Annotated in this window: 14 protein-coding genes; 5 read left to right on the plus strand and 9 right to left on the minus strand. The window is 71.9% G+C overall.

Annotated features, from left to right (window positions below; all coding sequences use genetic code 11):
• Window positions 1–58 precede the first annotated feature (58 nt).
• Window positions 59–1,276, minus strand: a complete 1,218-nt coding sequence (locus MKL11_RS23690) for a thermonuclease family protein (protein WP_243947800.1) — start codon at window positions 1,274–1,276, stop codon at window positions 59–61.
• A gap of 123 nt (window positions 1,277–1,399) precedes the next feature.
• Window positions 1,400–2,251, minus strand: a complete 852-nt coding sequence (locus MKL11_RS23695) for a hypothetical protein (protein WP_243947801.1) — start codon at window positions 2,249–2,251, stop codon at window positions 1,400–1,402.
• Between the two features lie 279 nt (window positions 2,252–2,530).
• Between MKL11_RS23695 and MKL11_RS23700 the strand changes: the two genes are divergently transcribed.
• The 4 genes from MKL11_RS23700 to MKL11_RS23715 are packed head-to-tail and all read left to right on the plus strand — an operon-like array spanning window position 2,531 to window position 6,103.
• Window positions 2,531–3,496 carry a lipid kinase gene (locus tag MKL11_RS23700; protein ID WP_243947802.1) on the plus strand — a complete coding sequence of 322 codons (966 nt, stop codon included), beginning with the start codon at window positions 2,531–2,533 and terminating at the stop codon, window positions 3,494–3,496.
• A complete protein-coding gene (locus MKL11_RS23705; protein ID WP_243947803.1) occupies window positions 3,493–4,236 on the plus strand; it encodes a TerC family protein in 744 nt (247 codons plus the stop codon). The genes MKL11_RS23700 and MKL11_RS23705 overlap by 4 nt, the downstream gene beginning before the upstream one ends.
• On the plus strand, window positions 4,233–5,024 hold the full coding sequence (locus MKL11_RS23710; RefSeq protein ID WP_243947804.1) for an ABC transporter substrate-binding protein: 792 nt from the start codon (window positions 4,233–4,235) through the stop codon (window positions 5,022–5,024). The genes MKL11_RS23705 and MKL11_RS23710 overlap by 4 nt, the downstream gene beginning before the upstream one ends.
• Window positions 5,025–5,062: 38 nt before the next feature.
• A complete protein-coding gene (locus MKL11_RS23715) occupies window positions 5,063–6,103 on the plus strand; it encodes an aldose epimerase family protein (protein ID WP_243947806.1) in 1,041 nt (346 codons plus the stop codon).
• A 15-nt stretch (window positions 6,104–6,118) separates the two neighbouring features.
• Here MKL11_RS23715 and MKL11_RS23720 read toward each other — a convergent pair whose 3' ends face one another.
• Window positions 6,119–6,550: a nuclear transport factor 2 family protein gene (locus MKL11_RS23720; RefSeq protein WP_243947808.1), complete on the minus strand. Its 432-nt coding sequence runs from the start codon at window positions 6,548–6,550 to the stop codon at window positions 6,119–6,121.
• A gap of 126 nt (window positions 6,551–6,676) precedes the next feature.
• Between MKL11_RS23720 and MKL11_RS23725 the strand changes: the two genes are divergently transcribed.
• Window positions 6,677–7,369 carry an ArsR/SmtB family transcription factor gene (locus tag MKL11_RS23725; protein WP_243947810.1) on the plus strand — a complete coding sequence of 231 codons (693 nt, stop codon included), beginning with the start codon at window positions 6,677–6,679 and terminating at the stop codon, window positions 7,367–7,369.
• Between the two features lie 12 nt (window positions 7,370–7,381).
• Here MKL11_RS23725 and MKL11_RS23730 read toward each other — a convergent pair whose 3' ends face one another.
• From MKL11_RS23730 to MKL11_RS23755, 6 genes are all read right to left on the minus strand, one after another.
• Window positions 7,382–8,140: an NADH dehydrogenase ubiquinone Fe-S protein 4 gene (locus MKL11_RS23730; protein ID WP_243947811.1), complete on the minus strand. Its 759-nt coding sequence runs from the start codon at window positions 8,138–8,140 to the stop codon at window positions 7,382–7,384.
• Window positions 8,141–8,260: 120 nt separating this feature from the next.
• Complete coding sequence (locus MKL11_RS23735; RefSeq protein ID WP_243947812.1) at window positions 8,261–8,614, minus strand: hypothetical protein; 354 nt, start codon at window positions 8,612–8,614, stop codon at window positions 8,261–8,263.
• A 16-nt stretch (window positions 8,615–8,630) separates the two neighbouring features.
• On the minus strand, window positions 8,631–9,047 hold the full coding sequence (locus MKL11_RS23740) for a hypothetical protein (protein WP_243947813.1): 417 nt from the start codon (window positions 9,045–9,047) through the stop codon (window positions 8,631–8,633).
• A 120-nt stretch (window positions 9,048–9,167) separates the two neighbouring features.
• Entirely contained in the window at window positions 9,168–9,692 is a 525-nt protein-coding gene (locus MKL11_RS23745) for an Hsp20/alpha crystallin family protein (RefSeq protein ID WP_243947814.1), read from the minus strand.
• 144 nt (window positions 9,693–9,836) lie between these two features.
• The gene (locus MKL11_RS23750) at window positions 9,837–10,361 is read right to left on the minus strand and encodes an Hsp20 family protein (protein WP_243947816.1); all 525 of its coding nucleotides are present in this window, start codon (window positions 10,359–10,361) and stop codon (window positions 9,837–9,839) included.
• 491 nt (window positions 10,362–10,852) lie between these two features.
• On the minus strand, window positions 10,853–11,447 hold a 595-nt coding region (locus MKL11_RS23755; protein ID WP_279600672.1), incomplete at its 5' end, for a DNA translocase FtsK.

Genomic DNA, 11,447 nt, shown 5'->3' on the forward strand with positions numbered 1-11,447 from the left:
GTAGCGCCTCATCCGGAAAGGTGGGTTCCGGCTTTCGGGATGGGGCCGAACCGAAGACCTAGCGCTTCCAGACGCCGAGCCGCTCGCTGCGGGCGTGATCCTCGGCCGCCACGAGTTCCGGGCTCGCCTCCGGGGAGGCCCGGCCGCCGCCGTTGAACAGCACGACTTCGGAGAGGTCGCGCCCGTTCACCAGGCAGTTCATGCTGTCGCTGCCCGGCGCCGGCTGGCAGGTCACCGTGCGGCCGCCGATGTAGCGGGCCAGCTCCTCCGCCTGGCCGCCCCGCACCCACTCGACACCGAACAGGTGAACGACCTTGCCGCCGACCTTCAGGGTCGCGGTGTCGACCACCTGGGCCGGTCCGATGATGGCGTTGGCCGCGGGCGGCGGCGTATCGGTTTCGGGATCGCCGCCGGTCTCGGGCGGGGGTGTCACCGTGTCGGGGGGCGCGGCCAGGGACGCCGTGGGCGGTGTCGCCGAAGGGTTCGCCGGAGCCGCGGTCGGCGCATTGGCGGCCTGGGGCTGCGTCGCCGCGGGGCGCGACGATTCGGGCTCCCGGCCGGCCAGGACCAGCCCTGCCGCGACCACCGCCACCAGGGCGGCCGCGCTCGCGCCGACGAGCCAGCGCCGATGGCGGCCGCTCTCATCCCCGACCGCGCCGCCGAAACCGAGCTGCGCGCGCAAGCTGTCGCGGACCGCCCCGCCGAGCCGGCCGGGCCCCGCGTTCCAGGCCGCAACGGGGTCCGGGCCACGCTCTGGCGCAGCGATTTCACCGGCCGGGCGGCCGAACCGGGCCCGCAATCCCGTCCGCAGCGTGCCGAACCGGCCGGCCGCGTTCTGCGCCAACGCCCGCCCCTGCTCGGTGGAGCGCCCGACGAAGCGCGCGGTGGCAGCCTTCATCTCGTAAGCGCCGGTCAGGATCGGCGAATCCTTGGCCTCCTCGGCGGCGGGCACGGGCGCAGGCTCGGGTTCCGCGGGCAGGAACAGCGCGGGGTGCCGCGCCTGCAGCTCGGCCACGAAATCCGCGAGCGTCATCGGCTCCGAGGTGCCCGAACGCATGCGGAGAACGCCGTGCCGGTCGAGAACCCGGTAGCCATACGCCCCGGACACGATCGCGGCCTCGGCCATGAGCTCGAGGGTCCGCACCGCCACCGGGCGCGGCCGCGCCCGGGCGATCGCGGCGCGGATCGCCTCGCGGAGGGCGGCGCGCTCCGGATCGTCGAGGGCCGGACGCGCCGGCCCCGCTCCCTGTTCCGCCGCCACCGTTGAAGACGTCATAAACCCGATCCCGGCCTCGCCGTGCGCCACACGGAGGCCGCTTGAGAGCCTCTCACAGAACGCCCGCGGCGCCGTCCGTACAGAGGGCGGCGCCCGGTGACCGGGCGTTCTGCGCGGTTGCTCTTACGCCTTGCCGGGCGAGGGAGCCAGGGTTCCGGCCTGGACGCTCCGGCGCAGGACCCGACCGGTCTCGCCGACGATCACAGGGCGCGTGCCCGAGAAACTCACTTCCAGGATCAGCTCGGCCGCCCCGGTGGAGATGGCGCCGCGATCCGGGTTCGCGGTGCGAAAATCCACGATCGTGCGGATCGTGCAGGTCTCGGAATCGCACGCCGTCTGGATCGCCCGCGGCTCGTAGCGCCGCTCCGGCCAGCGCTGGACGAAGCTGCGCTTCTCGGCGAGCAGCCCGGCCAGGGAGATCGGGTGCCCGTAGAAGCGCACCCGCGTCCCGTAGAAATGCGGCGCGGTGCCGACCATCGTGTCGCCCGAGCTGGAGACGGTGGCGAGGTAGTTCGCCGCGAGCGCCCGGGCGATGGCGGCCCGCTCGTGGGAGGCCGGGGAGGCCGGCGCCTGCGCAATCGCGGCCGGCGTGTCGGCGAGCCGCCGGGGACGCGGGGCGTGGCGCTGCAGGGTCTCGCGGGCGGCCGGGCGCTCCAGGGCGGCGCGCTTCGGGGCCGCGGCCCTGGTCGAGGTCGCCTTGGGCAGGGCGTCGTCCGCGGGCTCGGGCCTGGCGGCTTGCCGGACCGGCTCCTTCCCGTCCGCCGGCGGCCTGGCCTGCCCCTGAGCCGTGGCCTTCATCGGCTCCTTGGCCGGGACCGGCGGCGCGGCGGTCGACGTACGAGCCGGAGGATCGACCCAGGAACTTTTTTGGGAGCCCGCCCCCTGCTGCTGGGCCGAGGCGCCGCCGACCAGCGCCAGGGGCAGGATCACGCCGAGCGCGAGGGCACGTGGTCGGGTGGGAATGGTGGCGGGCATCGGTGCCTTCCTGGCGGCCGGGGCGGACGTGACGAGAACGCGCCCGCATGCCGAAGCGGTTCCACGGTTTTGTCCGGGCGCACCCACGACTCTGCCGATCTGCCCGGCCGACACCAGCCGGGGATTGCGTGGATGACGGGGTTGCGTTCGATCGTTCCGCTACCAAGTGGGGACAATCTTGGCCGTCGCCCGTTTCAGGCCGTTCTCCGCCCTGCGCATCGAGGTTCCCGTGGACCGACCCGAGACCGAGGCGACCCTGCTGACGCATCGGAGCCGGCCATGAGTCCGGTGACGGGTGCGGACCGGCGCCGGGCGCTGCTGATCTGCAACGCCAAGGCCCGCAACGGCGGCCTCGATCTCGACGCGGTGCGGGGCATCCTGCGCGCCGGCGGCATCGAACCGGTGGAGCCGCCGCCGGACGCCGATTGCCGCGAGGAGATCCGGGCGCGCGCCAAGGATGTCGACCTCGTGATCCTCGGCGGCGGCGACGGCACCATGAATATGGCCGCGCCCGCTCTGGTGGAGACCGGCCTGCCGCTGGCAATCCTGCCGCTGGGCACGGCCAACGACCTCGCCCGTTCGCTCGGCCTGCCGCTGGATCCCCTGGCGGCGGCCCGGTTCATCCCGACGGCGGCGGCGCGGCCGGTGGATCTCGGCTGGGTCAACGGCCACTACTACTTCAACGTCGCCAGCATCGGCTTCTCGGCGGAACTGGCGGGCGAGCTCACGGCCGAATCGAAGAAGACCTGGGGGGTGCTGGGCTACGCGGTGGCGGCGATCCGGGTGCTGCGCCGCGTGCGGCCGTTCACCGTGACGATCGAGCATGACGGCACGGTCGAGCGGGTGACGACCATCCAGGTCTCGGTCGGCAACGGCCGGCACTACGGCGGCGGCATGACCGTGGAAGAGACCGCCACGGTCGACGACGGCAAGCTCGATTTCTACAGCCTGGAGGTCGCGCATTGGTGGCGGCTGATCGCGCTCCTGCCGGCCCTGCGCCGGGGCACGCATGGCCGCGCCGCCGACGTGCGCGCCTTCCAGACTCAGGAGATCAAGATCGTGACGCGCAAGCCCCGGCCGGTGAACACCGACGGCGAACTGACCACGCACACCCCCGCCCATTTCAAGGTGTTTCCGAAGATCCTTCAGGTCTTCGCCCCCGACCCGGCGAGCCGACCCGGCCCGTTCGACCTCACCGCCCTCGGCCATCGCCTGTTTCCGAACCACGAGACGCCCGACCCGTGACCGACCTGATCCAGCTTGCCAGCCAGCCGGCCGTCTGGGTCGCGCTCGCGACCCTCGTGGTGATGGAGGTCGTGCTCGGCGTCGACAACCTGATCTTCATTTCGATCCTGACCAACAAGCTGCCGGCCGACCAGCAGACCCGGGCGCGGCGGATCGGCATCGGCCTCGCCCTGATCCTGCGGCTCGGGCTCCTCGGCACGGTCGCGTTCATCGTGCACCTGACCGAGCCGGTCTTCTCGGTGCTGGGCCAGGATTTCTCCTGGCGCGACCTGATCCTGATCGGCGGCGGCCTGTTCCTGTTGTGGAAGGCCACAAAGGAGATCCATCACAGCGTCGATCCCGACCCGACCGACGGAACGGTGACCGGGGGCACCATCGGGTTCGGCGCGGCGATCGGCCAGATCCTGCTCCTCGACCTCGTGTTCTCGATCGACTCGATCATCACCGCGGTGGGCATGACCGAGCACGTGCCGGTGATGATGGTGGCGGTCGTTGTGGCGGTGATCGTCATGCTGGTCGCGGCCGAGCCGCTCTCGGCCTTCATCGCCCGCAATCCGACCGTGGTGATGCTGGCGCTGGGCTTCCTGATCATGATCGGCATGACGCTGATCGCCGAAGGCTTCGGCGCGCACGTGCCGAAGGGCTACATCTACACCGCCATGGCGTTCTCGGCCGGCGTGGAGGGGCTCAACATGCTGGCGCGGGGGCGCCGACGGGCGGTGGGCGGGGGCCGGGGATGACCATCCGGATCGCCGCGACGCTGTGCGCCCTGCTCGTTTCCGCCCCGGCCCACGCGGAGATGAACCCGATGACGCCCAATGCCGCGATCCTGCATGACCTCGCCCCCACCGGGACGCTCCGGGCGGCGATCAACCTCGGCAATCCGGTGCTGGCGCGATCCGGGCCGGCCGGCCCGGCCGGCGTGTCGGTCGATCTCGCTCGGGCGCTGGCGCAGAAGCTCGGCGTGCCGGTGGCCTTCGTGACCTTCCCCGGGGCGGGCGCCGTCTCGGGCTCGGCCGGGTCCGGGACCTGGGATATCTGCTTCCTGGCGATCGACCCGAAGCGCGCCGAAGGCATCGCCTTCACGGCGCCCTACGTGCTGATCGCCGGCAGCTACCTGGTGCCGGCCGCCTCGCCGATCCGGAGCCCGGAGGCGATCGACCGCGACGGGGTGCGCGTCTCGGTGGGACGCGGCAGCGCCTACGACCTGTTCCTGACCCGGGCGCTGCGCCACGCCACCCTGGTGCGGGCGCCGACTTCCGCGGAGGCCGTCACGGCCTTTGCCCGGGACGGGCTCGACGTCGCCGCCGGGGTCCATCAGCCGCTTTCCGCCTACGCGGCCGCTCACAAGGATGTGCGGCTGCTGCCGGGGCATTTCATGGACATCCCGCAGGCGATGGGCCTCCCGGTCGGGCGGGACGCGGGGGCGGCCTACCTCGCCGACTTCCTGGCGCAGGCGAAGGCGGACGGGCTCGTCGCGCGGAGCCTGGAGGCCAACGGGCAGGATCCGGGGCTGGCGGCGCCCTAAAGTTGATAGATCGAACCTCCGGATCGAGAGACGCGAGCATGCCGGGCGACATCTTCGGGCGCACCGCGGACGGGCAGACGGTCACCCGGCACCTGCTGGCCCGGGGGAGCCTGCGCGTCCACGTCATCGATTTCGGCGCGGTGATCACGGCGATCGAGGTGCCCGATCGGGCCGGCCGCAGCGCCAACGTCGTCCTCGGCCTCGACACGCTGGCGGGCTACGAGACCCTGAGCCCGAGCTTCGGCGCCGTGGTCGGGCGCTACGCCAACCGCATCGCGGGCGGACGCTTCAGCCTCGACGGCCAGACCTACCGGCTGCCGGTGAACGAGGCGCCCAACACCCTACATGGCGGCGACCAGAATTTCGGAAAACATCTGTGGCACGTGGAGGCGGCCGACGGCACGAGCCTCGCCCTGGCCCGCCGCTCCCCCGACGGCGAGGAGGGGTTTCCGGGCAACCTCGATGTCCGCGTGCGCTACAGCCTGCCCGAGGACGGGCTGCTGCGCCTCGATTACGAGGCGGTGACCGACCGGCCGACGGTTCTGAACCTCACCAACCACAGCTACTTCAACTTGGCCGGGGAGGGGACCGGCAGCGTGCTCGACCACGTGGTCCAGCTTGAGGCCGACGCCTTCACCCCCACCGATGCGACCCAGGTCCCCACCGGCGAGATCCGGCCGGTCGCCGGCACCCCGTTCGATTTCCGCGCCCCTCACGCGCTGGGCGATCGCATCCGGATCGGCGACCCGCAACTCACCTTCGCCAAGGGCTACGACCACACCTTCGTGCTGCGCGGCCCCGCCGGGACCCTGCGCCCGGCCGCGACCTGCATCGATCCGGCCAGCGGACGACGGCTCGACGTGGCGACCACGCAGCCGGCCCTGCAGTTCTACACCGGCAACAACCTGGACGGCACGCTGATCGGACCCTCCGGCCGGATCTACCGCTCCGGCGACGGCGTCTGCTTCGAGACCCAAGGGTTTCCGGATGCCCCGAACCAGCCGGCCTTCCCCTCCGCGGTGCTGCGGCCGGGTGAGGTGTTCCGGGCGGTCACGATGTTCCGGTTCTCGGTGGCGTGACCTACCGCTGGCGCGTTACCGCGCCGATCCCTTGAGGATCGGGGCGAGCGCCCGGAAGCCGACCCAGCCCCAGTAGACCCGGTGGTGGGCGATGAGCCCGGCTGCGAGGTCCATCACCTCGACGAGATCGACTTGGTCGCCCTCCGGCGTGGCGCGCGGATATTCCCAGGTGAGCTGGCTGCCGTCGCAGAAGACCGTGCCGGTGCGGTACCAGCGGCCGAGCGCACTGCCGGGCTTGCGCAGCGACGCGTCGAAGAAACGCCGGATCGCGGGTCTGCCGGTCAGGATTCCGGACGCATCGATCCCCGATTCGGCCAGGACCAGCGGGCTCTCCAGGATGGCGTCCTCGGCATAGAGCGCCGTCAGGCCGTCGATGTCGCGGTTGAGCACCGTCTCGTGCCAACGCTCGTAGATGTGGCGGATGTCGGCATCGCGCGTTTCGGTCATGGCAGCCTCGGATCGGATGCAATGACCGGGACCCTAGCGGAGGGGCGAGACCGGATGCTTCGATGCGTGTCGAAGCATCCGCGCCGCTTCGGTGGCAGGGTGGGTTAGCTGCGCTGGAGACCGACCATGAATCCGCACCCGAGCCTCGCCACGGCGGCGTTCCTGATCGCGGACCCGGCACGGTCCGTGATGCTGATGCTTCTGCTCGACGGACAGGCGCGGCCCGCCGGCGAGCTGGCCTTCGCCGCCGGCGTGACCGCGCAGACGGCGAGTTCGCATCTCGGCAAGCTGCTCGCGGGCGGCCTCCTGGCGGTCGAGACCGAAGGCCGCCACCGTTATTACCGCCTGGCCGGTCCACAGGTCGCCCTGGCGCTGGAGACCCTTGCGGCGATCGGCCCGGCAGCGCCCGTCCGGTCGAAACCCCTGAGCCGGGAGGCGCGGGAGCTGCGGTTCGCGCGCTGCTGCTACGATCACCTGGCCGGCCGCCTGGGCGTCGCCGTCACGGGCGCCCTGCAGGCGCGCAGCTATCTTCTGCCGGCGGAGGGCAAGCGCTTCGCGGTGCCCTCGGCCGGCGTGGCGTGGTTCGCGGGCCTCGGCCTGGAGGTCGACCGGCTGAAGCCGGGCCGGCACGACCTGGCCCGGCAATGCCTCGACTGGACCGAGCGGGAGCACCATCTCGCCGGCCCGTTGGGCGTCCAGCTGATGAGCCTGTTCTGCGCGAAAGGCTGGCTGCGCCGCTCCGGGACGACGCGTGCCGTGCAGGTCACGCCGCCGGGCTGGACCGGCCTGAAACGGGAACTCGGCCTCGATCCGGTCTGAGGCGCGCCCGGCTTAGGCCGCGAGAACCAGCGCCTCATCCGCCTCCCGCCGCACCGGAACGGCGACCGCCGGGGCGGAGGGTTTCGGGCGCCAGGGCTCGCCGAGCGCCAGGAGCGCGGCCTTCACCGCTTCGAGCTGCGAGGGCTCGCCCTCGGCCATGCCCTCGGCGGCGGCCACCTCCTTCAGGTACTCGTCCCAGGCCCAGCGCCAGAGGATCTCGCGCTTGCCCTCGCGGAGCAGCCGCGGGTGGTCCAGCACGGCGGCCGGCGTGGCGAACACCGCGGCCGGGTTGATCAGGGCGCGTTCCAGGTCCGGCCCGTCCGGGTAGCCCGGCGGCGCGGCCGGCGCCTGTTTCCGGCCGAGCACCACGCGGAGCGGCGCGCGTCCGGGTTGCCGCCGCTCATCCGAGCGCGCCGCGCCGACAGGACGCTTGCCAGGACGCTTGCGGGGCACCGCGGCGGGCTCCGGCTCCACGCTGTAATCGAGGCCCTGGCGCTCCGCGTAGGCGACGGCCTGCGCCCGGGTCGGGAAGGTGAGCCGCACATCCGTGGCGAGGGGATCGCCGCCGCCGGTCCAGCCCATCAAGGGCTCGATCTCGGGGGGCGTCTCGCGCGCGAAGGTGAGGACCCACATGCCGTCCCGGGCGCGGCCGGCCGTGTCCACGGGACGCGTCTGGCGCCGGATCAGGGCCTGTCTGCCGGCGAGCCACGGGGCGGCTGCGATGAAGGCCGGGGGATTGTTGTGTCCGAGTCCGATGTGACGATCCTGCATATGTGCCTCCCTGGAGTCTCGTCCCGAAAGCGGGGTGCCGGCTTTCGGGACACGATGCGAAACCAGAAGCCCCGCCCGACGGCGTGGCCGTCGAGCGGCACGCCGGTGGTGATGCGCCGCTCAGGTGCCCAGCAGCCCGAGGCGCCCGGCGGATTGGACGCCGAAGCTCGCCGCGAAGGCGAGGAGGGCGGCGTCCCAGGCGGTGAGGTGCGTGGCATTGGCCGGCGGCCCGGCCCGCGTGATCGCGGCGCCGAGCCAGACGAAGCCCGCCAGGCTCAGCAGCCCCGCCAGCACCCAGGGCATGGCCGGCGCCGGGCTGAGGGCGGCCAGGGCGAGGCAGAGGGCGACCGACGCGATCCAGCCGGTGAGAATGGACCAGCTCTCCCGCTCCGCCGCCTCGGCGGGCGGCCCGGCCCGGTCGCGCCGGAGCCGGCCCGGCCACCGATAGCGGTCCTTCAGGTCGAAGCTCGTCATCGCTTCCCTCCCGGTTTCAGTTCAGGATGGGATCCGGCGCCGCCGAGCCGCGCTGCTTGCGGCGGCCGAGCACGACCGGGATCCGGGGCTTGCGCGTCGCCGGCGCGCTGGGGGCGGAGGCGCCGTCCAGGGCCTGGAGCGCGGCCAGGATCGCGTCGATCGGCACCGGCTCGGACCGGCAGCCGGGCAGGCAGCGCAGCGTCGGGCAGGATTCCACGGCGCACGCGTCTGAGGCCCAGGAGGCCAGGATCGCGCGCTTCTCGGCCCGCGACAGGCCGGGATAGGACAGGACTTCCCGCGGGTGCCGGAACACGTCGCCCGGCGCCACGAAGGCCTCGAACGGGTCGACCGCCGTCGCCCTCAGGTTGGCCGCGGCCATCGGGCCGAGGCGCTCAATGGATGTGTCGATCGGGGTGATGTCGATGGGCTGCATGCGACCCTCCTGTGCGTCAGCAAAGGTTGGGGCGGCCGGCAGGTCGGCTCTCGGTCGTCCTGCCGGTCCATGCCGGCCGCCGCGTCATGCGTTGCGAACCCGCCGGATCGGCGGCTCGCCTCAATGCGCCGTCCTCTGGGCGCCGGTTCCGCCTTTGATGGCGATGCGACGCCCACGCTCCGGCACCTTGGCCGAGCGCGGCAGCGTCACGGTGAGCACGCCGTTCCGGAACGACGCCTCGGCCTTGTCTTCCTCCACGGGGAACGGCAGGGCGATCACCCGCTCGAACCGGCCGTAGCTGCGCTCCGAATAGCCGCGCGTCGTGTCGGTATTCTCCGAGCGCTTCTCGCCCCGCAGGGTCAGCACGCCGTCCTCGACCAGGAGCTCGACATCCCTCTCGTCGAGGCCGGGCAGCTCGGCCGAGAGCTTCAGGCTGCCCTCGGCCTCGACCAGCTCGACCTTGGGCCAACCGAGGCCCCGGCCAGCCAGGCTCGGAACTGCACTGAGTCCGGTGAGCACGTCGTCGAACAGGCGGTTCACCTCGCGGTGGAGCGTCAGGAACGGGCTGGACGCCTCGTTCGCCAGGGCGGCCGGCGCCGGGTTGGAGGCGCTGCGGGTCCACGGGATCAGGTCTCTCACGCTCATGGCTGTCTCCTTCAGTTTGCTGTCATGGGCTTCTCGTTCGGATAACCGGCGGCGGCCCGCGGGCTCGCGCGGCATGTCGCTTCATCCAACGGGGGAGCCCGGGCGGGCCGCGGATCGGGCGGCCCGGACCCGGACAGCCCGCGATCAGGCGGCTTTGGCTTCGGTCACCCTGGCTTCGGCGCCCCTGGGCTGGGCGACCTTGCCCTCGGCGATCTGCGCGGGCGCGTTGTCCTGGCCGGAGGTGGCCGTGACACCGCCGATAGCGATGCGGCGGGGCTTCAGGGCCTCCGGCACCTCGCGCTTGAGCGCGACGGTCAGGAGCCCGTTCTCCAGGTTCGCGCCCACGACCTTCACGTGGTCGGCCAGGTTGAAGGTCTGGCGGAACGTGCGGGCCGCGATGCCGCGGTGCAGATACTGCCGCTCGGTCTCCGGGGCCGTCTTCTGGCCCGACACGAGGAGCACCGTATCCTGCTGGGTCAGCTCGATCTCGTCGGGGGTGAAGCCCGCCACCGCCATGGTGATGCGGTATTGATCGTCCGCGACCTTCTCGATGTTGTAGGGCGGCCAGGCCGCCGTGGTCTCGACGCGCTCGGGCTGGTTCAGCAGCTCGAACAGACGGTCGAACCCGATGGACGACCGGAACAGGGGCGCAACGTCGTAAGTCCTCATAACCACATCCTCCGTTGAGCAACGTGACTACAAGAGACGCCGGACACCAAGACCGGCGCCCAACTAGCGAACTCGTTTCCGAGCCTCGCACGCGCGTAACGTTTGCTTTGCGGAGCGGTTCCGCAAGAGGGGCGTTTCTTTTTTCCGGGCGTGTTGGACTTCGCCGTATGGGCGGGGATCCCCGCGCGACGCGTGTGGGACGATGCCGTTCACGGATCGCTGCGAGAGGAGCCGAAGGCCGGACCGGCGCGTCTCTATTCCCCCCTCTGAGGGCCACCGGCTTCACGGTATGCCGGATCTAACACAGGTCCCCTCTCCCGCGCGGGAGAGGGGCAGGGTGAGGGATGCGACCTTTCCGGAAAGACCTGGTCCCTCACCCCAACCCTCTCCCGAACGGGAGAGGGGGCCCGTCGGGCTCTGCAAGATGCGATAGGTGAACATCGTCGCGCAGAGGGGAGAAAAATCCGCCCCTCGGCCGAGCCAAGAGAGTCTCAGTTCGCCGCATCCTCCAGCAGGATCTCGCGCTTGCCGGCGTGGTTGGCCGGGCCGACGATGCCTTCGGTCTCCATCCGCTCCATCAGGGAGGCGGCGCGGTTGTAGCCGATCTGGAGCCGGCGCTGGATGTAGCTGGTCGAGGCCTTCTGGTCGCGCAGCACCACCTGCACGGCCTGGTCGTAGAGGTCGCCGCCGGCCTCGCCGAAGGAGCCCTGGTCGAACACGGCGCCGTCGAGCTCCAGCTCGGCCGCGCCGGCCTTGCCGGTCTTGGCGCCCTTCTCGGGAGAACTCTCCTCGTCGTCCGCCGTGACGGCGTCGAGGTAGCTCGGGCGGCCCTGGCGCTTGAGGTGGGCGACCACGCTCTCGACCTCGCTGTCCGAGCAGAACGGCCCGTGCACGCGCGTCGTGCGCCCGCCCCCGGCCATGAACAGCATGTCGCCCTGACCCAGAAGCTGCTCCGCGCCCATCTCGCCGAGAATGGTCCGCGAATCGATCTTGCTGGTGACCTGGAAGCTGATGCGGGTCGGGAAGTTCGCCTTGATCGTCCCGGTGATCACGTCCACCGACGGGCGCTGCGTCGCCATGATCAGG

It is taken from the genome of Methylobacterium sp. J-077 (assembly GCF_022829365.1).
Lineage (GTDB): Bacteria > Pseudomonadota > Alphaproteobacteria > Rhizobiales > Beijerinckiaceae > Methylobacterium.

Excerpts from the sequence above, each read along its gene's own strand:
- MKL11_RS23690 (WP_243947800.1), bottom strand. The coding sequence starts at position 1,276 with ATGACGTCTTCAACGGTGGCGGCGGAACAGGGAGCGGGGCCGGCGCGT.
- MKL11_RS23695 (WP_243947801.1), bottom strand. The coding sequence starts at position 2,251 with ATGCCCGCCACCATTCCCACCCGACCACGTGCCCTCGCGCTCGGCGTG.
- MKL11_RS23700 (WP_243947802.1), top strand. The coding sequence starts at position 2,531 with ATGAGTCCGGTGACGGGTGCGGACCGGCGCCGGGCGCTGCTGATCTGC.
- MKL11_RS23710 (WP_243947804.1), top strand. The coding sequence starts at position 4,233 with ATGACCATCCGGATCGCCGCGACGCTGTGCGCCCTGCTCGTTTCCGCC.
- MKL11_RS23715 (WP_243947806.1), top strand. The coding sequence starts at position 5,063 with ATGCCGGGCGACATCTTCGGGCGCACCGCGGACGGGCAGACGGTCACC.
- MKL11_RS23720 (WP_243947808.1), bottom strand. The coding sequence starts at position 6,550 with ATGACCGAAACGCGCGATGCCGACATCCGCCACATCTACGAGCGTTGG.
- MKL11_RS23725 (WP_243947810.1), top strand. The coding sequence starts at position 6,677 with ATGAATCCGCACCCGAGCCTCGCCACGGCGGCGTTCCTGATCGCGGAC.
- MKL11_RS23730 (WP_243947811.1), bottom strand. The coding sequence starts at position 8,140 with ATGCAGGATCGTCACATCGGACTCGGACACAACAATCCCCCGGCCTTC.
- MKL11_RS23735 (WP_243947812.1), bottom strand. The coding sequence starts at position 8,614 with ATGACGAGCTTCGACCTGAAGGACCGCTATCGGTGGCCGGGCCGGCTC.
- MKL11_RS23740 (WP_243947813.1), bottom strand. The coding sequence starts at position 9,047 with ATGCAGCCCATCGACATCACCCCGATCGACACATCCATTGAGCGCCTC.
- MKL11_RS23745 (WP_243947814.1), bottom strand. The coding sequence starts at position 9,692 with ATGAGCGTGAGAGACCTGATCCCGTGGACCCGCAGCGCCTCCAACCCG.
- MKL11_RS23750 (WP_243947816.1), bottom strand. The coding sequence starts at position 10,361 with ATGAGGACTTACGACGTTGCGCCCCTGTTCCGGTCGTCCATCGGGTTC.